Source organism: Rhodovulum sp. HP10, assembly GCF_047553435.1.
GTDB lineage: Bacteria > Pseudomonadota > Alphaproteobacteria > Rhodobacterales > Rhodobacteraceae > Rhodovulum.
Genome location: NZ_CP180201.1, coordinates 1,611,350 through 1,633,983 on the forward strand (window position 1 = coordinate 1,611,350; position 22,634 = coordinate 1,633,983).

20 protein-coding genes are annotated in these 22,634 nt (G+C 68.1%); 7 read left to right on the top strand and 13 right to left on the bottom strand.

Annotated elements, in window-relative coordinates; translation table 11 throughout:
- Window positions 1-4: 4 nt before the first annotated feature.
- Entirely contained in the window at window positions 5-838 is an 834-nt protein-coding gene (locus ACK8CO_RS07410) for a heme/hemin ABC transporter substrate-binding protein (protein ID WP_414898695.1), read from the bottom strand.
- Window positions 835-1,884 carry a hemin-degrading factor gene (locus ACK8CO_RS07415; protein ID WP_414898696.1) on the bottom strand — a complete coding sequence of 350 codons (1,050 nt, stop codon included), beginning with the start codon at window positions 1,882-1,884 and terminating at the stop codon, window positions 835-837. Before ACK8CO_RS07415 ends, ACK8CO_RS07410 begins: the two co-directional genes overlap by 4 nt.
- A gap of 255 nt (window positions 1,885-2,139) precedes the next feature.
- Between ACK8CO_RS07415 and ACK8CO_RS07420 the strand changes: the two genes are divergently transcribed.
- Window positions 2,140-4,128, top strand: coding sequence for a TonB-dependent receptor plug domain-containing protein (locus ACK8CO_RS07420; protein ID WP_414898697.1), 1,989 nt, complete (start codon window positions 2,140-2,142; stop codon window positions 4,126-4,128).
- A 463-nt stretch (window positions 4,129-4,591) separates the two neighbouring features.
- Here the strand turns inward: ACK8CO_RS07420 and ACK8CO_RS07425 are convergent, their stop codons facing one another.
- A complete protein-coding gene (locus tag ACK8CO_RS07425; RefSeq protein ID WP_414898698.1) occupies window positions 4,592-4,996 on the bottom strand; it encodes a hypothetical protein in 405 nt (134 codons plus the stop codon).
- Window positions 4,997-5,509: a hypothetical protein gene (locus tag ACK8CO_RS07430; RefSeq protein WP_414898699.1), complete on the bottom strand. Its 513-nt coding sequence runs from the start codon at window positions 5,507-5,509 to the stop codon at window positions 4,997-4,999.
- A 631-nt stretch (window positions 5,510-6,140) separates the two neighbouring features.
- Between ACK8CO_RS07430 and ACK8CO_RS07435 the strand changes: the two genes are divergently transcribed.
- Window positions 6,141-6,632, top strand: a complete 492-nt coding sequence (locus ACK8CO_RS07435; RefSeq protein WP_080615089.1) for a hypothetical protein — start codon at window positions 6,141-6,143, stop codon at window positions 6,630-6,632.
- Window positions 6,633-6,749: 117 nt separating this feature from the next.
- On the opposite strand, the gene ACK8CO_RS07440 is transcribed toward ACK8CO_RS07435, so the two are convergent.
- From ACK8CO_RS07440 to ACK8CO_RS07480, 9 genes are all read right to left on the bottom strand, one after another.
- Complete coding sequence (locus ACK8CO_RS07440; protein ID WP_414898700.1) at window positions 6,750-8,459, bottom strand: hypothetical protein; 1,710 nt, start codon at window positions 8,457-8,459, stop codon at window positions 6,750-6,752.
- Window positions 8,460-8,533: 74 nt separating this feature from the next.
- A complete protein-coding gene (locus ACK8CO_RS07445) occupies window positions 8,534-9,670 on the bottom strand; it encodes a protein-glutamate methylesterase/protein-glutamine glutaminase (protein WP_414898701.1) in 1,137 nt (378 codons plus the stop codon).
- A 7-nt stretch (window positions 9,671-9,677) separates the two neighbouring features.
- Window positions 9,678-10,553, bottom strand: coding sequence for a CheR family methyltransferase (locus ACK8CO_RS07450; protein ID WP_080615086.1), 876 nt, complete (start codon window positions 10,551-10,553; stop codon window positions 9,678-9,680).
- Window positions 10,554-10,600: 47 nt separating this feature from the next.
- Complete coding sequence (locus tag ACK8CO_RS07455; RefSeq protein WP_080615085.1) at window positions 10,601-11,068, bottom strand: chemotaxis protein CheW; 468 nt, start codon at window positions 11,066-11,068, stop codon at window positions 10,601-10,603.
- A gap of 69 nt (window positions 11,069-11,137) precedes the next feature.
- Window positions 11,138-12,856: a methyl-accepting chemotaxis protein gene (locus tag ACK8CO_RS07460; protein WP_414898702.1), complete on the bottom strand. Its 1,719-nt coding sequence runs from the start codon at window positions 12,854-12,856 to the stop codon at window positions 11,138-11,140.
- The gene (locus tag ACK8CO_RS07465) at window positions 12,853-13,362 is read right to left on the bottom strand and encodes a chemotaxis protein CheW (protein WP_108028083.1); all 510 of its coding nucleotides are present in this window, start codon (window positions 13,360-13,362) and stop codon (window positions 12,853-12,855) included. Before ACK8CO_RS07465 ends, ACK8CO_RS07460 begins: the two co-directional genes overlap by 4 nt.
- Window positions 13,359-15,335 carry a chemotaxis protein CheA gene (locus ACK8CO_RS07470; RefSeq protein WP_414898703.1) on the bottom strand — a complete coding sequence of 659 codons (1,977 nt, stop codon included), beginning with the start codon at window positions 15,333-15,335 and terminating at the stop codon, window positions 13,359-13,361. The genes ACK8CO_RS07465 and ACK8CO_RS07470 overlap by 4 nt, the downstream gene beginning before the upstream one ends.
- Window positions 15,332-15,700 (bottom strand): response regulator, encoded by a 369-nt coding sequence (locus tag ACK8CO_RS07475; RefSeq protein ID WP_080615081.1) that lies wholly within the window; start codon window positions 15,698-15,700, stop codon window positions 15,332-15,334. The genes ACK8CO_RS07470 and ACK8CO_RS07475 overlap by 4 nt, the downstream gene beginning before the upstream one ends.
- Before the next feature lie 31 nt (window positions 15,701-15,731).
- Window positions 15,732-16,040, bottom strand: a complete 309-nt coding sequence (locus ACK8CO_RS07480) for an STAS domain-containing protein (RefSeq protein WP_414898704.1) — start codon at window positions 16,038-16,040, stop codon at window positions 15,732-15,734.
- 1,091 nt (window positions 16,041-17,131) lie between these two features.
- Here ACK8CO_RS07480 and ACK8CO_RS07485 point away from each other — a divergent pair.
- The 5 genes from ACK8CO_RS07485 to ACK8CO_RS07505 all read left to right on the top strand — a co-directional run bounded on the left by ACK8CO_RS07485 (window position 17,132) and on the right by ACK8CO_RS07505 (window position 22,625).
- A complete protein-coding gene (locus ACK8CO_RS07485; RefSeq protein ID WP_414898705.1) occupies window positions 17,132-18,127 on the top strand; it encodes a TRAP transporter substrate-binding protein in 996 nt (331 codons plus the stop codon).
- 1 nt (window position 18,128) lies between these two features.
- Complete coding sequence (locus tag ACK8CO_RS07490; RefSeq protein ID WP_414898706.1) at window positions 18,129-18,632, top strand: TRAP transporter small permease; 504 nt, start codon at window positions 18,129-18,131, stop codon at window positions 18,630-18,632.
- Entirely contained in the window at window positions 18,629-19,879 is a 1,251-nt protein-coding gene (locus ACK8CO_RS07495; protein ID WP_080615079.1) for a TRAP transporter large permease, read from the top strand. Before ACK8CO_RS07490 ends, ACK8CO_RS07495 begins: the two co-directional genes overlap by 4 nt.
- 637 nt (window positions 19,880-20,516) lie before the next feature.
- A complete protein-coding gene (locus ACK8CO_RS07500) occupies window positions 20,517-21,488 on the top strand; it encodes an ABC transporter substrate-binding protein (RefSeq protein WP_080615078.1) in 972 nt (323 codons plus the stop codon).
- Between the two features lie 102 nt (window positions 21,489-21,590).
- Entirely contained in the window at window positions 21,591-22,625 is a 1,035-nt protein-coding gene (locus ACK8CO_RS07505) for an ABC transporter permease (protein ID WP_080615077.1), read from the top strand.
- The last annotated feature ends 9 nt before the right edge of the window (window positions 22,626-22,634 follow it).

Genomic DNA, 22,634 nt, shown 5'->3' on the forward strand with positions numbered 1-22,634 from the left:
CGGCTCAGCTCCCCGCGCGGTCGAGCGCGGCCGCCAGATCGCGCACCGCCTGGGCCGTGCGCGGACCGAAGCCCAGAAGGTAAAGCCCGTCCATCGAGACCAGCGCGCCACGGGCGGCGGCGGGCGTGGTGCGGACCGCCGGCAAGGCCAGCACCTCGGCCGCCAGATCCTCGGCCCCCGCGCGCGACATCATCAGGATCACGTCGGGGGCGGCCCGGGTGACGGCCTCGTCGGTAAGCGGCTTGTAACCCTCGAAGCCGGTCACGGCATTCACCCCGCCCGCAAGCCGGATGATGCCGTCGGCGGCGGTGTCGCGCCCGCCCGCCAGCAGCCGCCCGCCCTGTACGGAAAGGACGAACAGCACCCGCCGCGCGGGGCCCTCGGCAGCCTGCGCGACAGCGGCATCGAGCGCGCGCCCCACATCGGCTGCGAGGAGCGCGCCCTTTTCAGGCACACCCAGCGCATCGGCAACGGTCTCGATCTTGGCAACCACCGCCTCGCGGTCATAGCCGTCGGGCACCTCGACGAAGGGGAGCGCGGCGGATTTCAGCAGATCGACCGCCTCGGGCGGACCCGCGCCCTCTTCGGCCAGGATCAGGTCGGGGGCGACCGACAGCACGCCCTCGGCCGAGAGCCCCCGGACATAGCCCAGATCGGGCAGGGCGGTCACGGCCTCGGGCCAGCTCGAGGTGGTGTCGCGCCCGACCAGCCGGTCGGCCTCGCCCAGCGCCGCGACGATCTCGGTCACGGCGCCCCCAAGCGAGACCACGCGCTCGGCCGCCCCTGCGGGCAGCGCGGCCAGGACCGCGACCGTCAGGGCGACAAGCGGGCGGATCATACCGCCACCTCGAGCCCCGGCAGCGCCGCGACGATCTCGCCCCAGGGCCCCGTGTGATCGACCTCGCCCACGCGCATGCCGAAGGCCTGCAGGATCAGCATGCCATCGGCATCGAAGGCCTCGACCGAGATCGCCGGGCCGCGACGGGTGGGCTTGGTGACGGCCCAGACCTCGGCCACGCGATCGGCGCGCAGATGCAGGTTGAAGCCCGGATCCAGGATGTTCAGCCAGGGGCCGGTCGGCTTGACCGTGGCGATCGGGCCAGAATGGATCTCGATGCAGCCCCGGTTGCCGACGAACATCATGAAGGGCAACGCCTCGTCGGCCAGCGCGTTCAGAAGCCCATGCAGACAGCCGGGCGACAGCGGCCGGACATAGGGCGCGCCCGCGATCCGGTAGGCGCCCAGCCGGTTCATCTTCAGCTTGCGCACCATCTGCAGGAACTGATGGGTGTCGGTCAGCCCGTCCCATTGCGCGCGCAGGATCGCCTCGGCTTCGGGCCGGACCCGGGCGGGCTCGACCGGGCTGCGGGGCTCGAGCGGCAGGCTGTCGGACTGGTCCCCGAGTCGGAGCGCCGCCACCAGATCCTGCCAGGCCCCGGCATCCGAGCCGTCGCGCAGGTGGATCTTGTGCACCGCATCCCCGGCCGCATCGAAGATCTGGAGCGAGCGGCGCGCCTTGCCGCCCTTCTCTTCCTCGACGGCGAAGCCATGGACCCAGTGGCGGGGAAAGATCCTGAGATCGATGGCCGGGCTCAGCACCATCGCGGCATGATCGCCGGGCGTGTAATCGCCATAGGTGCCGACCTTCTCGATCACCGCGCTGTCATTGCGGGTCAGCGCCATCACCTCGCCGAGGCCGGGCATCGCCTGCATCAGCGCATCGGGATGAGCGGCGATCCGGGTCACGCCTCGGCCGGCCTCGGCAGCCAGGAGCTCGGCCTCGGCCAGCCCCAGCCGGTCGGCCAGATCGCGCGACCGCGCGGTCGATTTCTCCTGCCGGATCGACCGGATCTGCTCTGCCGACATCGGCTTGCCGTCTCCCATGGGAGCCCCTTTCGGACTGTTCGTGATGCTGCGCGGTCTGGCCTGGGCCATGCCCTTTGGGCATCCCAGCTTGCTGGATCGCATGGGCCGTTCCCGCGGCCCTCATTGTTGACAGAAACTATCAGATTTCATAACCGATGCAAGACCGTCCTGCGAGGGATCGCCGACGGATCTGCCACCGAACATGCGCCAGCCTTTTGCAAGCCATGAAAACTTTCGTGACCTGACAAAGGGATGAACATGACGGTACGACATATGACCGTAGGCCTGCTGGCCTGCGGCACCGCGATTGGTCTGGCCTGGCCCGCGACCGCACAGGAAAGCTTCAGCCTCGACCCGGTGATGCTCGGCCAGAGCAAGCGCGAGGTGCGCACCGATACCGCGATCTCGGAAACCGTGGTCGACGAAGAGGAAATCGAGGACCGGCAGGCCACCACCATCGCCGAACTGGTCGATTCCGTGCCGGGCGTGTCGCTGATCAACGGCACCACGCCGCAAGGTTCGGGCATCAACATCCGCGGCTTCGGCGCCACCTCAAGCTATGGATCTGACCAGAAGGTCGCGATCCAGGTCGACGGGGCCTCGGTCGGGTCGGAAGAACTCTACCGGATCGGCACCCAGCTTTTCACGGACCCAGCGCTTTACAAGGAAGTTACCGTGATCCGGGGCACCGCCGGGACCTTCGAATACGGGTCCGGCATCATCGGCGGGCTGATCCGGCTGGACACCAAGGACGCCTCGGATTTCACCGGCGGCGAGCCGGGCTTCAAGCTGCGCCAGACCCTGCAATATGGCACAAATGGCGATGCCTGGGCGTCCTCGACGATCTTCGCCTGGCAGCCCGACGAGAACCTCGAATTCCTGGGCAACTACACCTATCGCAGCCAGGGCGTGCAGAAGGACGGCGACGGCAATGGCATCGGCGATGACGGCTTCGACCTGCCCTCATGGATGCTGAAGGGCAAATACACCTTCGGCGAGGCGCGCGAGCATTATGTCAAGCTCAGCTATTCCGACACCAGTTCCGACCAGAAGGACGTGCCCTACGACACTTTCGGAACGACGACCGACATGTTCGGCAATGTCGACCGCAAGATCCGCTCGAAGACCGCCGTTCTGGAATACGGGTTCAATCCGGCGGGCAACGATCTTATCAACCTGACCGCCACCCTCAGCTATGCCGAGCAGAAGATCGATCAGGACTACGTGCCGGGCAGTTCGAGCTGCGAAACCACATTCTGCGGCATCCCCTTCCCGCCCGGCGGCTTCGCTGCCACCAATGCCGATCACCGCTACGAGACCACCAAGCTGACCGTCAGGAACCAGGCCATGTTCCAGACCGGCCTGCTGGACCATGACCTGCGCATGGGGGTCGAATATATCCGCAAGGAACGGCTCGATGCCGCTTCCGCCCCGGGCGGCACCGACCGGCGCCGGGCGCTGTTCGTCGTCGACGACATCTCCTTCGGCGGGCTGACGCTGACCCCGGCGCTGCGCTACGAGACCCAGGACATCGGCGGCGACAGCTATGCCGATTACGACAATGACGCGCTGATGGGCGGCCTCTCGGCGCGCTATGCCTTCGGCAACGGATGGGCGGTCTTCGGCAGCGCCGCCTATACCGAGAACCTGCCCATCATCGACGATCTGGGCACGCCCGCCTACATGACCCGCAGCGAGAAGGCCCGGACCTACGAGCTGGGCTTCTCCTACGACCGCGGCACGGTCTTTGCCGATGGCGACGATCTGGCACTGAAGCTGACCGCCTATCACACCACGGTCTGGGACATCACCTCCTATACCACCGACATGATGGTGCCGATCACCGATGCGCGGATGAAGGGGCTGGAGCTGGAGGCGGCCTACAGCCTGCCTTCGGGCCATTATGTCGACCTCAATGCCGATATCGCGCGCGGCGAGATCACCACGCCGGGGGTCCCGGACGACTGGGAAGGCACGCCCGCAGACCAGGTCCGGGTGACGCTGGGCCGGAAATGGGGCGACACCCTGGACCTGAGCTGGGAAGTGGCGCATGCGGCCGAGATGAACCGGTCTGCCGAGCCGTCGGGGTCGAGCACGGTCCACAACCTGCGCGCCACCTGGCGACCGCAGGACGGGGTGTTCAAGGGCACCGAGATCCGCGCCGGCATCGAGAACGCCTTCGATCTAGACTACACGCCGCATCTGGCGACCCGGCCCGCGCCGGGGCGGACCTTCAAGCTGACCCTGGCCAGGACCTTCTGAGCCCCGGCCGTGCCGCCCCCGCGGCCGGCCCCCTGCCCCCGGCCCGCTGCCGGGGGTGCCTCGCGGATCGCGGCGCCCGACCGGAGCCCCGCGCGCCGCACCGCGAGGCCCGGCGGGGGCCGGTCAGGGACCCGCCCGCACCCTCAGGGCGGGTCCGCATCCGGCGAAGCCGGATCAGCCGCAGCTCTGCCAGCAGAGCTGCGGCAAGAAGTGTGACGGCGTCGCCATCCGCCTGTCGAACCTCCTCCCGGGCAGGCCGTATCCGACTATCGGCGTGGCATCGGGCCCGGTCGGGCGGGACGGCTCGGCGAACGGGCCATCGGGCGGCAGCAGGGTATTTCTGGCGGTCTACTTCGGGCGGCGGCGGGCCGGACCGGGAATGCGGCCGGCCCCGGACCCTGGACCGCGAGATGCCGGACCGCGACATTCGAGGACGAATCGAGCAGCCCCGGCGCGTCATGGGTCAGGGTCCGGTGCCGTCCTGCTGCCTGATCCCGGCAAGGAAGACCTTCGGCCAAGCCTCGTCGCCCCGGGCATACCGGATCGCGGGATCATCCTCCGGGCACCGGGCCATTCCCATCGCCACGCGGCGGAAGACCCGGCAGATGCAAAGCGGGCTCTGCGCGTCGGGGCCGTCGGCGGGCAGCCCGCTCTGGCCGGGTTCATCGCTGCCGAGTCCGGGACAGGCCCCCGGCCGCAGGATCGGGACGGCCTGAAAATCGAAAACTCTCTCGCTCGGGTCGGGATCGGGAGAAACGCCATTGGGGTTTCCGGCGACGGCCTGATACTGCATCGACCGGACCCCGCCTTCGGCGCGCGCGCCGAGGACCGTGGCAAAGGCCAGCGCCGGGACCGTGCTGCGGATCAATTACACCCTCTGGGCGCGAAAACCGTCCGGATCGGTGCCGATAATTCGGGGCGGGCCGCCCTCGGGGAATTCGTCGACCCTGACCACCTCGGCGGGCATGCCATCGCTGTCGAAATGAACGGTCATGGGCGAGATATCCTGCGGCCCTTCCTCGAAATGACCGCCCGCCACGTCGCGCCACTGCCTGCCCGGATACGCGAACATAACCGGCCCCGGATCGGTCTGCCCGGCATGGGCAGCGAGAATGATCGAGACCCGGGGCGGATCATTGCCGAGCACCGAGCGGATGCCCTCCCCGGCCGCCGGGCGCATCGTCGGCATCCGCAGGTCCCGGCGCAGCGAACCCGAGAGCTCGTTTTCGGGCCACCCTTCGCCCGCCATGCCGGACGCGCCGCCGGTCAGCGTTTCGATATCGAAACTCGCCTTCCCCGCCGACAACGCAGCCGCCAGGATCCGCCTGCTCCACGGCATTGCGGATCGTGGCCTGGAACCCCTCGCGGCGGAAACGGTCATGGAGCAGTCCCTCCGGGTCCTGGCGGCTGGCGCGACTGGTCGCGGGCCAGCATGGCGCGGTCGAGCCTGGTCTGCAGCCGCGTGCGTCCCCCATTGGCGCCGAGGAAACCGACCGCCATGCCTCCGGCGATCTGAATGCCCAGGACGGCGGACGGGAAAAAGACGACAAGCGCGCCCCGCACTCATCGCCGCCGAAGCTGCGAAGCCGCCCCTGAGGGAGCGCAAGATATCTTCGCCATGCTGAGGCATCCGTTTTCGGCCCTGCCCGGCGCCTCGCCCCGGCTTACGGCGCCCCCCCCTGCCTTGCGCGGCCCTCCCGCTTGCGGTGGCACCCCGCTCATGGGCTGCCGCTATGGGCGCGACAGGCTGCGATTCGCCCCGCGCGGGACAGAACTTCGCCTTGATGCGGCACCAATGGGCCCAAGTCGGGCTAGGCCGGTGGCATTCCGGAACAGGTCTGCCGGTCTGTCCCGGCCTGGCCGCACCGGCGCCCCGATGAGCGGAAATCCGACCATCTGCCCACCCCTCCGTCCCCCGGCGGGAACCCGAAGCGGGACCGGGCGTTCTTTCAGCGATGGACATGGCGGCCCGAGACCGCTGCCGGTCCACCCCAAAAGAACGGAGAAAAACGATGATTCGCACTTCGCTTCTGGCCGCGCTGCTTGGCGCGACGATCGCCGCCCCGGCGCTGGCCGAGGACATGCCGACGATCAAGTCGATCGATGTCGAAACCTCGCTGACCGATCTCAACAACCCGCAGGCCGCGGCCTACTGGAAGACGCTTGACGAGGATCTGGAGGCCGCCATCGCCTCGCAACTGGTCGGCCGTCTGGGCGACACGGGCATGGACATCAAGATCGACATGAACGAGGTCGAACTGGCCAATTTCTTCCAGGAGCAGATCGGCGCCGCCGACAACCAGCTTTCGGGCACGGTCAACGTGATCGACATGGAAGACAATTCCAACTTCGAGACCTTCGATCTGACCGTCAAGATGAACCAGATCATGCCGATGCTGCCCGAAGGAACCGACGTCACCGTGATAACGCCCACCAGCGAAGAGGTCTATGTGGCGCTGGTGGCCACCTTCGCCCGCGCGGTCGTCGACCATATCGACGGCTGACCCACCAGGACCTGATCGGGGCGCACCGCCGCCTCCGCCACGACCGGCCCCCCCGAGGCCGGTCGTTTCGCGTGAACGCGGATGCTCCGCCCCTGCCGGCCTGCCGGCCCTGAGGGGTCAGAACAGGAACCCGTCGATCTCGCCGTCATCCGCCGCCCCGGCAGGCGCCTCCTCGGCTTCGTCCCCGGGCGAGGGCAGCCCCAGCACGGCATCATGCAGGCGCCGCTCTCGCTGCATCGTGTAAAGGCGCCGCAGACCGGCCAGCAGATCGCCGAAGGCCGCCACCTCTTCGGGGGCCGGCACGCCCTGTGCCCCGCCCAGCCGCGCGACGCGTTCGGGCCAGCCATCGCCGCTGGCACCTACGCTCTGCGCCTGCCCGGCGGTCTGGTCCAAAAGGGCGATGGTGCGCGGGCAGGCCTCGGCCAGGGTCGCCCCATGTGCCCTGAGCCGGTCGAGCACGGTTTCGAGCTGAGCGGCCGCGACCGCCGGATCGCCCTCGACCCCGCGCCCTTCGGCGGCACGGCGCCGCGCATCGACCACGGTCTTCTGCGCCCCGTCGAGGATCTCGCGGATGCGCAGCGCCGCCGCGCTGGTCTCGGCCGCGATGCCGCTGAGTTCCCTTGCAATGACCCGCAAGCCGCTGGCCCGGTCGCCAAGCCCGCTGCACCGGATCGCCATGTTCAGCCCCAGAAGCCGCACATCGTGCTCGGTGCGTTCCAGCACCTCGATCCGCGCCATCATCTGCTGCATCGCATCGGCCGCGCCCTCGCCCAGACGGCGGGCGGTTTCCCGGTTGCGGGCATCGTCCTCCAGCAGCGGACCGATCGAGCGCAGATCGCGCACCAACGCGGCCAGCGCCTCGCCGCTCGCGGCCAGCGTCCGCCCGGCCCGTTCGGTGCCGGCACGCAGCACCGCGTCGGCATCGACCCGCATCGCCTCGAGCGCGGCGACGAACTGCGCCAGCTCGGCGGTGAAATCCTCATGCGTCGCGCGCAGCTGCGCGGCCGCGAGCGGCCCCAGCAGCGCCGCCAGCCGCGGCGCCTCTGCTCCGGCCGCGCCAAGCCGGGCGAGGATCGCCTCGACATGTTCGAGCCGCTGCCGTGTCATGTCGCCCGCCTGCACCGCCGCGACCGCCCGGCCGACCTCGGCACCGATGCCCGCCGCCAGCGCCGCCGACTTGCCCGCATGTTCGGCCGCCTGCGCCCGCTGCGCCTCGAGGCTCTGCAGATCCGCATCCAGCCGGTCGCGGATCGCGGCCATGGTCCTGCAATGATCGCGGCTGAACTCGGCCTGGCTGCGGCGGATCCCGGCCACGCTGCGACAGACCCGCTCATGCACCTCGGCAATCGAGCGCACCGCCCCCAGCGCCTCGGCCGCGATCCCCGCCATCTCGCCGGTAAAGGCGTTCAGATCGTTCTGGTCCGCGCCGATCCCGGCCGCCACGATCCGGGCATTTACGGCGACAAGGCTCAGAAGACGGATCGACGCCTCCATCTGTTCAAGCGGCCGCCGTACCTCCCTGGTGGTCTCATCCAGCCGGGCGATATCGGCATCGCCGCTGGCAATGCCCTCCAGCACCCGGCCGACCTCCTCGCGCAACAGACCGATCTGCCCGGTCCCGCCAAGGAAGGCCTTGCCCTCGAATTCCAGAGCCATGTCGCGATGCGCATCCGCAATATCGGAAAGCAGCCGCGCGCCCGACATCAGCCCGTTTCCCATCGCCAGGAAGGCCTGCTCGATCGTCTCGCGCGGCCCGGCGATGGCCGCCGCGAACCGCCCCGAGGCGATCTCGATCAGGGTTTCGGGGGCCAGGGTTTGGGGGGCCATGATTTCGGGGACCATGGCTTCGGCGACAGGGAGAGCCGCCGGCTCCGGCCGCCACAGCCGCGCCGTTGCCGCGCTCATTTGCCTGCCCCGCAGAGGGCGGGCGTCGCGCCAAATTGCAGGATCGCGGGCGCGATGCGCGAAAGCGGCAGGACCCGGCCCGCCGCGCCGCGTTCGACGGCCTCGCGCGGCATGCCGTAGACCACCGAGCTTTCCTCGTCCTGGGCGAAGGTCGCAGCACCTGTCTCGCGCATTTCCAGAAGTCCCTGCGCGCCATCCTCGCCCATGCCGGTCAGCAGGATCCCCGCCGCACCGCTGCCGAGCTGCTGTGCCGCCGAGCGGAACATCACGTCGACCGAAGGCCGGTGCCGACAGACCGGCGGTCCGTCGAGAATGGTCACCCGCGCATGCGCGCCGGCCCGCGCGATGGTCATGTGACGGTTGCCCGGCGCGATCAGCACCTGACCGGGCAGGATCGGATCGCCGTCGCGGGCCTCGCGCACGCTCATCGCACAAAGCCCGTCGAGCCGCCGGGCAAAGGCCGCGGTAAAGCCCTCGGGCATGTGCTGGACGATCACGACCGGCGGGCAATCGGCCGGCAGGGCCTCGAGCACCTCGCGGATCGCCTCGGTCCCGCCGGTCGAGGCCCCGATGCAGACGATCCGTTCGGCACTGGCCCGGGCCGGGCCGCGCCCGGGCCGGGGCGGCAGCACCGCATCGGCGCTGAGCTTCTTCTCGACCTGCATCCGCCGGGCCCGCACCGGCCGGAGCCGGGCCTGGGCCGCGGCACGCGCGGTGTCGCAGATCATCATCCGCGAATGCTGCAGGAACTCGACCGAGCCCATCCGGGGCTTGGTCACGACATCGACCGCGCCCGCCTCCATCGCCGCCATCAGTGCGGCCGAGCCCTCTTCGGTCAGGCTCGAACAGATCACCACCGGCAGCGGGCGCTGGGCCATGATCTTGCGCAGGAAGGTCAGCCCGTCCATGCGCGGCATCTCGATATCGAGAAAGATCACGTCGGGCAGCTCGCGGCCGATCCGCTCGGCCGCGGCATAGGGATCGGCGGCGGTGCCCATGACCTCGAGACAGGGGTCGCTGGCAATGATGTCGCTGAGAACGCGCCGCACCGAGGCGGAATCGTCGACGATCAGGACACGCCATTTCCTGCCGGGAAGGCTGGATTGGCCGGTAAAGCCGGATTGGAAGGTCATCGCATCCTCACAGAACCTGGAACGTCGCCGGGGCGAGCTGGCGCAAGGGCAGCTCGTTTCCGACCGAACTTTCGGAATGGCCGAGAAACAGGAACCCGCCCGGCCGGATATGGCGGATCAGCCGTCCGACCACGGCGATCTGCACCTCGCGCTCGAAATAGATCAGGACATTGCGCAGGAAGATCGCGTCGAAATCGGCATCGACGGCATATTGCGCCTCCATCAGGTTGAGCCGCGCGAAGGAGACCCGGGCGCGCAGCTCGGGCACCACCCGCAGCTCCTGGCGGGCCGGGTCGCGCGCCTGCATGAAATAGCGTCGGCGCATCGGCTCGGGCACCGGCGCGGCGAACGCGCTGGGATAGATCGCCATCCGGGCCTGGGCCAGCACCGCGGTCGAGATGTCGGTGCCCAGAACGGTGAAATCGAAGCCCGGGCCCCGCGCCGCCGCATCGGCCAGCACCATGGCGATGGTATAGGCCTCGGCCCCGATCGAGCTGGCCGCGCTCCAGAGCTTCAACCGCGAGGGCCGGCCGCGCCGCGCCAGCATCGCCTCGAGCCCGGGACCGGCCAGAAACCGGAAATGGTCGGGCTCGCGGAAGAAATCGGTCTTGTTGGTGGTGACCACGTCGATCAGGTGCAGGGTCTCGCGGTCGAGCCCGCCCTCGTCGAACAGGAAGCGGCAATAGGCGGCGAGGTCCGGCTTGCCGCAGGCGCGCATGCGCCGTCTCAGCCGCGCCTCGACCATGGTCCGTTTCGAGGGCGGCAGCCGAATTCCGGTCTGGCGGTTCACCAGCGCGGCGATGCGCGCGAAGCTCTGGTCGTCGATGCGGTCGCCGGTTTCGGCGCAGCCGGTCTGCAAAAGGGCAAGCGAAGAGGCGGACATGTCGGTCTCCGTGAAACCAGGGGGCGCGGTCGGGCCGGATCCCGGCCTCAGGGGCAGGCGGCAGCGGCGGGCAGGTCGTCCGCGGCGAACAGGCGGTCGAGGTCGAGAACGGTCACGAAGGCGCCGTTCCGGCGGCCGACGCCTGCCACGAACTCGGTGCGCCAGGAGGCGCCCAGATCGGGCGGCGCCTCCATCGAGCCGGTATCGAGCTCGGTGACCTCGAACACCCGGTCCGTCTTCAGCCCGATCCGACGCGGCACCTCGCCGATACGGGCATCGAGCACCATGATCCGGGTGCTGTGGCTGTCCTCGGCCGCCGTCAGCGCCAGCCGGGTGCGCAGATCCATCACCGGCACGCTCTGGCCGCGCATGTCGATCATGCCCAGAAAATCGGCCGGCGCATGCGGCATCGCCGCGATCGGCTGGGTTTCGAGGATCTGCTGCACCCGTTCGACGGGCACGGCGAAGAGACAGTCGGCGGCGCCGAGCGTCACATATTGGGTCTGATCGGCCATTCTGATCTCCGGGGATGTTCGGGTCCCGGCCGCGCGCTCCGGCGGCCGGGACGAGGAAGGCGGGGCGGCTCAGGCCACGCCGGGGCGCAGGAACTGTCCGTCGATCTCGTCATCGCCGCCCATGTCGAGCATGAAGCCTCCGGCCGCGGCCTTGTGCGAGGGGGCGGGATGGCAGCGGCCCGGGGCGGTGAGGGTCCGGCGGATCGCCTCCTCGACCGGCGAGCTGTCGGCCCGGCCAGCCCGGGACGCCCCCGCAGCATGGGCTCCGCCGCGCCCGGCCAGTTCATCGAGCGCCAGCCGGAAATAGCCGATCACCTGCTGCAGCTGGCCGGACTGGTTTTCCAGCTCTTCGGCGGTCGAGGCCATCTGTTCGGAGGCCGAGGTATTCTGCTGGGTCACCTTGTCGAGCTGCTGGATCGCGACGTTGATCTGGGCGGCCCCGGCATTCTGCTCCTGGCTGGCATTCGAGATCTCGGCCACCAGTTCGGAGGTGCGCTGGATGTCGGGCACCAGCCGGGTCAGCATCTCGCCGGCCTGCTGCGCGGCCTTGACCGTGTCGCCCGAGAGGCCCGAGATCTCCTGCGCGGCGGCCTGGCTGCGCTCGGCCAGCTTGCGCACCTCGGAGGCCACCACCGCAAAGCCGCGCCCGTGTTCGCCGGCCCGCGCCGCCTCGACCGCCGCATTCAGTGCCAGAAGATCGGTCTGACGGGCGATTTCCTGCACGATCAGGATCTTCTCGGCGATGGTCTCCATCGCCCTGACGGCCTTGCCCACGGCCTCGCCGCTGCTTTTGGCATCGCCCGCCGACTGGCGCGCGATCTTCTCGGTCTGCGCGGCATTGTCGGCATTCTGCTTGATATTGGCGGCCATCTCTTCCATCGACGAGGACACTTCCTCGGTCGACGCCGCCTGCTCGGTGGCGCCCTGGCCCAGCTCTTCGGCCGCGGCCGACATCTCCTGGCTGCCGGAGCCCACGTTGCGGGACGAGACCGCGACCTCGGTGATGACCTCTTTCAGCTTGGCCACCATGTCGCGCGCGGCCGCCAGAAGGCTGTCGCGGTCGCCCTCGCGGGTCGCCACCTTGACCTCGAGATTGCCGCTGGCGATCTCGCGGATCACGTCGCGGGCATAGTCGGGCTCGCCGCCCAGGGCGCGGGTGATGTTGCGGATCAGGAAGATCGCGGTACCGATGCCGACCAGCAGCGCCAGCCCGATCACCCCGAAGACCACCTTCTGCGAGGTCGCATAGGCTTCGTCGCCTTCCGCGCTGGCCGCACGCGCTCCGTTCGAGTTGAAGGCCACCAGTTCCGTCAGATCGGCCGTGACCGCATCGAACAGTTCCAGGGAGTCGCTCATATCGCGGCCAGCCAGGTCCTTCTGGTTGTTGCGCGAATAGCGCAGAATCCGCTTGGAGTTCTCGAGATAGTTCGTCAGCCTTTCGTTGAACTGGGCGTAAAGCTGCCGTTCCTCGGGCGCGATGATCAGCGCCTCATAGGCGGCGCGGCTGGCGTCAAGCTTGGCCCGGACGCCGTCGATATAGGTTTCGATCCGTTCGAATTCGGACTCGGTGGTGGCCAGAACATGGGCATACTCGCCGATGCGATACTTGGCCATGATCGTGTCGAGCTTGCGCACTTCGTCGACGCTGGGCAGCCAGTTGTCGGCGATGATCGTCGACTGCGCGTTGATCCGGTTCATCTGCAGGATCGCAACGCCCCCCAATAGGCTGATCAACAGCAGCAGGGCGCCAAAGGCGAGGGCGAGCTTGGCCCTGAGAGAGAGTGTCATTTCGCTTTCCTTTCGTCCGTGGCGAAGGACGGATCGCGATCCCCCTTCGATCCGAAGATCCGGCCCATGTCCGGGATGATGATGAAGTCGTCGCCATGCTTGCCGATGCCGCGCACGAATTCGGCGGGCCAGCGCATGCCGACCTTCGGCGCTTCCTCGACGGAGGCGTCCGAGATTTCGGTGACGTCGTGCACCTTGTCGGCGATGATCCCGACCAGCGCCGGTTCCCCGTCGAGGTCGATCTCGGTCACGACGATCCGGGTATCGGCATCGGGCGGGGTGCGCTCCATGCCGAACATGACCCGAAGATCCGCAAGCGGCACCACCTTGCCGCGCACGTTGATGACGCCGTTCACGAAGGCCCGCGCATTGGGCACCTCGGTCACGGGAACCATGTCGAGGATCTCGCTGACGGTTTCGGCCGGCAGCGCGAAGACCTCGCCCTGGAGCCCGACAGTCAGGGCGCGCATCGCGGCGGGCCCGGTGGGCTTGTCAACGGCGCTCATGCCACCCTCCCCAGCTGTTCGCCGCGCAGGCGGCTTTCATAGGCCTGGCCGAAGCCGACCAGCGCGCTCACATCGAGGATCATCGCCACCGTGCCGTCGCCGAGGATGGTCGCCCCCGAGAAGGTCTCGACATCGGCATGCAGCTTCGACAGCGACTTGATGACGGTCTGGCTGTTGCCGATGATCTGATCGACCACCAGCCCGACCCGGGCCTCGCCCGCCGAGACGATCACCACCTTCTGGTGCTCGGCCCGCTCGGCCTGGGTCTTGAACAGCTCGCGCAACCGCAGGAACGGCACCAGCCGCCCGCGGATGTTCAGGAAATTGCGCCCGGTGGCCCTGCCCTCCTGCGCGGCGGGCAGCTCGACGCATTCCTCCACCGCCGAAAGCGGGATCGCGTAGCGGCCGGCCCCGACCTGCACCAGCATGCTTTCGATGATCGCCAGCGTCAGCGGCAGGCGCAGCGTCGCGACCGTGCCCTGACCGGGCGTGCTGGTCAGATCGATGGTGCCGCGCAGCCCCTCGATGGTGCGCTTGACCACGTCCATGCCGACCCCGCGCCCCGAGATCGAGGTGACCTGGCTTGCGGTCGAAAACCCGGGATGGAACACGAACTGGTAAAGCTCCTGATCGGTCACCTTCTGGTCGGGCGTCAGAAGCCCGTTCTGTTCGGCCTTGGCGCGGATGCGCGCCGGGTCGAGCCCGGCCCCGTCATCGGCAATCGAGATCGCCACCTCGGCCCCGGTATGGGCGGCCGACAGGCGCACCCGGCCACGCGCGGGCTTGCCCGCATGTCCGCGCGCCTCGGGCCCCTCGACGCCATGGTCGATGGCGTTGCGGATCAGGTGGACCAGCGGATCGGCCAGCCGCTCGATCATGGTCTTGTCCAGCTCGGTCTCTTCGCCGCTGGTGACGAAGTCGATCTCCTTGCCCAGCTCGCCCGAGAGGTCGTGCACCAGCCGCCGGAAGCGCGAGAACAGCGTGCCGATCGGGACCATGCGGATGCCCATCGTGGTGTCGCGCAAGCCCGAGGACAGCCGTTCCAGCTCTTCGACCACGGCCTTGAGGTTCAGGTCGTCCCCGGCCGAGGCGATCTGCGCCAGCCGCGACTGGGCGATCACCAGCTCGCCGACCCGGTCCATCAGCTCGTCCAGCCGCTCGGCCGGCACCCTGAGCGACGAGGCGGCGGCGGCGCGGCCCTCGGCGTCGCGACCGCGCCGGGCCGTGTCGGCGGATGCCGCCGCCTCGGACGCGTCCTTCGGCGCCTGCGGCGGTTGCAGCGGTTCCAGCGTCAGCTCCATGCCGTCGCGCACGAAGAGGAAGACATCGTCGATCTGTTCGGCCGAGAACCCGGCCTCGAAGGTGACTTCCCAGCCCAGATAGGTGCCGCTTGGGTCCATCTCGTCGAGCGGCGGCAGCCGGTCGGTCAGCCCGACCACGCGGTCAGCGCCCAGCTCGCGCATCTCGTCCAGCAGCAAGAGCGGATCGGTCCCGAAGGCGATGGCATCGGACGGCAACCGGAAGCGGACCCGCACCCCGCCAGCGGGCGCCCCGGCGGCCGGGGCCGTTCCGGCGGGCGCGGCAGAGCCGGCATTCCGGCCGGTATCGACCGTGTTGCGCAGCGCCTCGAGGATCGGCGCGCCCTTCGCGGCGTGCTGGCCGGGCTCGCCGACCAGATCGGCGATATGGTCCTTGGCCGCCAGCGCGATCACCACCAGGCCCGGGCTGATCGCCGCCCTGCCCTTGCGGACACGGTCGAAGGCGGTCTCGAATTCATGCACGAAGCCGGCCACCTCGTCATAGCCGAACATCGCACCCGACCCCTTCAGCGTATGCAGGGCGCGGAAGCTGGCATCGACCAGCGCACCGTCGCCCGGGTCCTGCTCGAGATCCAGAAGCGTCTGTTCCAGCGTGTCGAGAAGGTCGCGCGCCTCCTGGCGGAAGGTCTCGGCGGGATCGGAGGACAGGGTCATGCTCCGGCCACCTTCCTGACGACCGCCAGCAGCTGATCCTGCCTGAAGGGCTTGGCGATCCAGCCGGTGGCGCCCGCCTCCCTGGCCTCGCGCTTCAGCCCGTCATCGGTCTCGGTGGTCAGAAACACGATGGGCACACCCGCGCTCGTGCCATGGCTGCGATACTTGCGGATGAAATCGAGCCCGTTCAGCCGGGGCATGTTCAGATCGGTGATGACCGCGTCGATCCGGTTGGCGACGGCCTTGTCATAGCCGTCCGCCCCGTCGACCGCCTCGATCACGCGGTAGCCGGCCGTGGTGAGGGTATGCGCCACCATTTGCAGGATCGACGGCGAATCGTCGATGGCGAGGATCGTCTTTGACATGGCAATTCTCCAGAAGCGAAGGGGGCCCGGATCAGGCGGCCGCGGCCTGTCCGGGCAGGTCGAGACCCGCCCTCTCGAAGGCGGTCGCGCAGGCACCGCCTGGCGGAGCGATCAGGGTGAAGGACCGGCCCTGCCGCGCCGCATCGCGCGCGGCCGCGGCCAGGATCTGAAGGATCGCCGCATGCATCCCGGTCGCGGCGGATGTATCGACGCGAATGGCGCCGTCCCCGCTCAGGGCGGCCAGCAACCGGTCGCGAATGCCGGCGGCGTCACGCGGGCCGAGCTCCTGCGCGAGGCATACCTCTCCCGGTCCGATCTCGTCGGTTTTTTCGGGGTCCATTTCCGTATCTCCGTCCAGGCTTCAGGAATAAACGAGGCGTGGGCCCCATTCTGTTTCCGAACACTGGCGTTCTGGCCGAGAAGCACGGCGGCGCCAAACAGCGATTTGGAGGAATTTTAAAGGCTTTCCCCAAAAATGCCTGAATCACTCCTCGTCCGGTAAGACCTGGCACATGACGCAGGGGAAGCCGAATCCGGAGACCGGAGGCAGGTTGAGAGAATTTCAATTCGAATCCGCCGCACTTTTCCCGCAGGGCGGTCGGTGACGTCACGGCGCATGCCCGAAGCTGTCATGAAGCCCCAGGATCCTGTCCGGGGAGGCCACGGATTCGCCGCAATTGGAAAATCCCGTGCAAAGCCTTAATTGCAAAATGCATCCTGTGACGTTGCGTTCTGCAACCCCTCGCGATCTGGACGCCGCACGGGTTACGATTTGTTTCCACCTGTGGCGAAGTCGGGGCATTCTGCATGGAGTGGCCACAATCTTCGGAAGAAACCTGCCATGCAATTTGCGAAGATCTGCTTCCGGCGCCGTTTATCCCCGAATGACCACCGGCATCGGCCTTCTTTGGCAGGACCAGCCGAATCGCTTGCCGGCAACCGGGGCCCTTGCGGGGCGAATTCGGCGCCGGGCCGACCCCGGGAGGGCGCGCGCTCCGGGAGCTTCGTGACAGGCGCGGCGGGCGGCCCCTGTCGGACCGATGCGGGAAGGGCATCGGACCCCTGCATGGCCGATGCCGCACGGGCGCAACAGGATCCGCGCGCTCCGGCCCGCGTCACGCGGTTGTCTTCTCGGACCCGGCGCCCCGCCAGACCCGGCCCCGGTCAGGGACATTGCCCCCGGCCAGGGCACGGGTCGACCTGGATCGGCCGACAGGGACCGGTCGGCGGCTTGTCCGGCTGTTGTCCCGAAAATCGGAACAGGACCCGCCCGGAACGGCGTTCCGTGGCCGAACGGGCGGGATCCGGTCGCCCTGACGACCGGGTTTCTGTCTCATCGGACCCGTTCGCCGCAATTTACACCATGTTATATTGACGCATCTCGCAACATCAACGAAGGTCCGGCCGCTGATCCAGAAGGAGACACCCCCGATGCTGAGACGTTCGTTCCTGTCCGCCGCGGCTGCCGCGCTGACGCTTGGCGGCCCCGCCGCCCTGGCCGCCGATCTCGACGGCATGAAGCCCGTCACCCTGCGGCTGGCCCATGTGGTGAACGAGCAGGACGCCTATCAGGTGGCTGCCGTGGCCTTCCGCGATCTCGTCGCCGAACGCAGCAACGGCAAGATCTCGGTCGAGATCGTACCCAATGCCACGCTGGGCGACGAGCGCACCCTGCTCGAAGGCATGCAGATCGGCAGCGTCGAAATGGGGCTGATCACCAACGGGCCGGTTGCCAATTTCGTCGAGGAGATGGCGGTGTTCGAACTGCCCTTCCTGTTCCCCTCGGACGAGGCCGCCTACAGGGTGCTCGACGGCGAGATCGGGCAGGAGCTTCTGGACCGGCTGGCCGATGTCAATCTCAAGGGCCTCGCCTATGCCGAGCGCGGCTTCCGCAACCTCACGAACTCAAAGCGCCCGGTGGCGACGCCGGCCGATCTCGACGGGCTGCGCATCCGGGTGATGGAGAACCCGGTCTATACCGACAGCTTCCGGGCGCTCGGCGCCAATGCCATTCCGATGGCCTGGACCGAGGCGCTGACGGCGATGCAGCAGGGCACCATCGACGGCCAGGAAAACCCGATCAACGTGGTCTATTCCTTCAAGCTGAACGAGACCCAGACATACATGACCCTGACCCGGCACACCTATGCGCCCGCGATCTTCGTGATGGGCATGCCGGCCTGGTCGAAACTGCCCGGGGCGGCGCAGGAGATCGTGCTGCAATCGGCGCGCGACGCGGCCGCGGCCGAACGCGCCTTCAACGCCGAAACCGAGGCCGAACAGCTTGCCGAGCTGAAGGCCGCCGGGATGGAAGTGAATGAAAGCCCCGACCTCGCCGCCTTCCAGCAGGCCGTGGCGCCGGTCTACGAGAAATACGGCAAGAAATTCGGCGACATCCTGACCCGGATCCAGGCGGAACTGAACTGACGTGCTGAGCTTCCTCGGCCGGATCGACCGCGCGATCGGCGCCATCCTCGCCCCCGTGATCGCGGCGGGCATGGCGGCGCTGATCGGCGTCATCACCTTGCAGATCGTCTCGCGGGTGGCCTTCACCGCGGTCGGCTGGACCGAGGAGGTCGCACGCTTCCTCTTGATCGGGCTGACCTTTCTGGGCGCTGCACTCGCCTGGCAGCGGCATCGCCACATTGCCGTCGGCGTGCTGATCGAACGCCTGCCCGACCGGGCACAGAAGCTGGCCACCGCGCTGGCTCTGGTCATCGCGGTGGCCTTCCTGATCAGCCTGGCCTGGGTCGGCCAGACCTACATGACGATGCAGAGCTTCCAGAAATCGGCCGCGCTGCGGCTGCCCATGAGCTATGTCTACGCCATCGTGCCGGTCAGCGCGGGGCTGATGGCCTGGCTGGCGGCAACCGATCTGATGCGTCTTTTGCTGACAGGCGCGCGCCCCGATGCCGGGGAGCCGGTGGAATGAGCCTGCTTCTCTTCGGCCTGTTTTTCCTTCTCCTGATCCTCGGCCTGCCGGTCGCGCTGGCCATCGGCGGCGCGACCATGGTCGCGATGCAGGCCGGCGGCGTGCCGCTGCTGGTGCTGCCGCAGCAGATGTTCTCGGGCATCAATTCCTTCGCGCTGGTCGCGGTGCCGATGTTCATCCTCGCGGGCGACATCATGGCCGAGGGCAAGGTCAGCGCCCGGCTGGTGGCGCTGGCCGATGCGCTGATCGGCTTCCTGAAGGGCGGCCTTTCCATCGTCTCGGTGCTGGCGGCGATGTTCTTCGCCGCGATCTCGGGCTCGGGGGCGGCGACGACGGCGGCGGTCAGCTCGACGCTCGTGCCCGAACTCACCCGCAAGGGCTATGACCCGGCCTCAGCCGCCAGCCTGATCGCGGCGGGCGGCACCATCGGCGTGGTGATCCCGCCCTCGGTGCCGATGATCATCTATGCGGTGATCGCGCAGGAATCGGTCTCGGAGCTGTTTCTGAGCGGCGTCCTGCCCGGCATCGCCATGGGGGCCGGGCTCATGATCGTCGCGCTGGTGCAGGGCCACCGGCGGGCCTATCCGAAGGGCGCACCGTTTTCGCTGAACACCATCCGGCGCAGCTTCGTCTCGGCCTTCTGGGGGCTTATGACGCCGGTCATCATCCTTGGCGGCATCTTCTCGGGCATCTTCACCCCCTCCGAGGCGGCGGTCATCGCGGTCAATTACGCGATCCTCGTCTCGCTCTTCGTCTATCGCGACATGGGGCTGAAGGACATCTACCGGCTGATGGTCCGCTCGGGCGTGACGACCGCCGTCATCATGTTCGTGATCTCGGCCTCGGCCGCGCTCAGCTGGGCCCTGTCGAACTGGCAGGTGCCCGCGCAGATCGGGGCGCTGGTGCTGTCTGTCTCGGACAGTCCGATGGTGGTTCTGGCGATGATGCTGGTCCTGATCCTCGTCACCGGCGTCTTCATCGAGACCGCCTCGGCGCTGATCATCCTGACGCCCCTGCTGTTGCCGCTGGCGCTTCAGATGGGCGTGGACGCGGTCCATTTCGGGGTGATCCTCGTCGTCGGCCTCGCCATCGGGATGATCACGCCCCCGGTCGCGATCAACCTCTATGTCGCCTCATCGGTCACCGGGCAGGGGCTCGAGCGTATCGCGAAGGCCGTGCTGCCCTATCTGGCCGTGCTGGTCGCAGTCCTGCTGCTTGTGACCTATCTGCCGGTGCTCGTGGGCTGAGACCGGCCGGCGGCGGGCTCAGGCCCGCCGCAACCGTCTCAGGCCCGGCGCGGGCCAAGGCACCTGGCGCCCCTTCTCTGCAAGACGGGACTACCCCGTAGCGCGCAGGGCGGATAGAGCCCCGGCGCACCCCATTGTGAAATATCGTAAAACAAGCGCCCGCGTCCGGAGCGCGACAGGACAGGCGCCGATCTGTGAAGGTCGCCCCCGGCGAAACCGGAAGGCCGCGCGACCGCTTCGGAGCATCCGCACGATCAGGCCGGATCAGGCCCGGAAGACCGGAAAAACGGAGGGCGGACGGGTCGGGCAAAATCGCCGCAATCCGCCCGGCCGCGCATGGAGGACCGAGGCGGACGGGCGCGGAAGAATTGCCCGAAAGCGACAGCATTTGTCGCAAATGGCATTCTTCTGTTGGCAAAATGCCGGTTTTCCCATACACCCGGGGTCCGTTGCGATATTTGATTTACAGAAGAATGCCGTCCCTCCCGGGATCGGCCTTGCCTGCCGGTGGCGGTCTGTCGCCGTGCGGCGCCCTCTGCGGCCGGTCCGGCCCCCATCGCACCCCTGCAACCGCCCTGCCCGATCGCTCGGGCCTGCCGGCGGCAGATTATTTTCACCTACCAAGACGGAGCACCCGATGACACGAGCAACCGCAATTGCCGCCATCCTTGCCGCCCTTGCCGTTCCCGCCATGGCCAAGGCCGACTGCGGCGAGGTCTCGATCGCAGAGATGAACTGGGCCTCGTCCGCCGTCGTGACCAATGTCGAGAAATTCCTGATGGAACAGGGCTATGGATGCAGCGTGACGGTCGTCCCCTCCGACACCATCCCGGCCCTGACGTCGATTGCCGAGAATGGCGAACCCGACACCGTATCCGAACTGTGGCTGAACTCGGCCGGCGAGGCCTATACGAAGCTCGAGGCCCAGGGCAATGTCAAACGGCTGGGCAAGGCGCTCAATCCCGGTGGGGTCGAGGGCTGGTGGATCCCCGACTACCTCGCCGAGGAACATCCCGAGCTGAAGACCATCGAGGGCGTTCTGGCGCATCCCGAATGGGTCGGCGGCACCTTCAACAACTGTCCCGACGGCTGGGGCTGCCGGGTCGTGAACGACAACCTGATCCCGGCCTTCGACCTGGAAGGCCATGGCTTCAAGGTCTTCAACCATGGCTCGGGCGAGACGCTGGCGACCTCGATGGCCTCGGCCTATGAGAAGAAGGAACCCTGGTTCGGCTATTACTGGGCGCCGACCGCCGTGCTGGGCAAGTACAACATGGTGAAGGTCGATCTCGGCGGCATCGACGAGGCCGCGCATGAGGCGAACCAGAACCCGAACAACCCCGATCCCAAGGTCTCGGACTTCCCGGCCGCACCGGTGCTGACCGTCGTCACCGCCGATTTCGCCGACCGCGAACCCGAGATCGCGGAGATGCTGAGCAAGGTCAGCTTCGATGTCGACGACATGAGCGCCGTCATCGCCTGGATGGACGAGAACAACGCCTCGGCCGAGGAAGGGGCTGTGCATTACCTGACCCAGCACACCGATGTCTGGTCGACCTGGATCAACGACGCCGCGCGCGAGAAGCTGTCGGCGCTGCTGAACCGCTGACCCTGACGGGCAGCTTTCTGTCGGACGGGCCTGTGCCTTGCGGGCCCGTCCTGCCGTTTCGCGACGGGCCGCCCTGCGGTCCGGCCAAGGAGACCTTACCATATGGCAAGCTATGATTTCATATTCGACGGGCTCGGCCTGCGCGACTGGTGCGACGGCGGCGCATCCTCGGCGCCGATGTCGATGGCAGACCTGCTGGGCCAGGCCCGCGGATCGGCCCAGCCAGCCACCTCGCTCTGGGACCTGCCCTTTCCCTCGATGGACGCGCTGAACGACGCCTGTCCGGCCTTTCCGCAGGCCCGCGAGCTGACCAAGGGGCTCGAGACCGGCTTCCTGTCGATCAAGGACGGGCTCAGCGTCGTGCTCGACCCGCTGACCCAGCCGCTGAGCTGGGCGCTCGAAGGCGCGCTGTGGCTGTTCCAGACCTCGCCCTGGTGGATCATGATCCCGCTGATCCTCTTGGTCGTGCGCCTGGTCGCGCGGTCCTGGGGGCTGGTGGCCTTCGTGGCCGCCTGCATCGGCTTCCTGGCCTTCATCAACCATTACGACTACGCGATGCAGACGCTGGCGATCATCTTCGTCTGTGCCTTCATCTGCGTTCTGGTGGGGGTGCCCATCGGCATCGCCATGTCCCGAAGCGACAATTTCCAGCGGATCGCGATCCCGATCCTCGACATGCTGCAGACGCTGCCGCCCTTCGTCTACCTGATCCCGCTGATCTTCCTGTTCTCGGTGACCGAGCCCAAGCTTTATGGCATCGCGGTGATCGTCTACGCCATCGTGCCGGTGGTCCGGCTGACCAATCTCGGCATCCGGCTGGTGGACAAGGAAGTGATCGAGGCCGCCGACGCCTTCGGCATGACCAAACGCCAGAAGCTCTGGGGGGTGCAGATCCCGCTGGCGCTGCCCAATATCATGGCCGGCGTCAACCAGACCATCATGATGAGCCTCGCCATGGTCGTGATCGCCTCGATGGTCTCGGCACCGGGTCTGGGCGTGCTGGTGCTGCGCGGCATCCGCAATCTCGAACTGGGCGTGGGTCTGGTCTCTGGGCTCGGGATCGTGCTGCTCGCGGTGATGCTCGACCGCGTCACCAAGGCCGCGCTCGCCCGCGTCAACGCGGCACAGAAACAGTGAGGGCCGTTC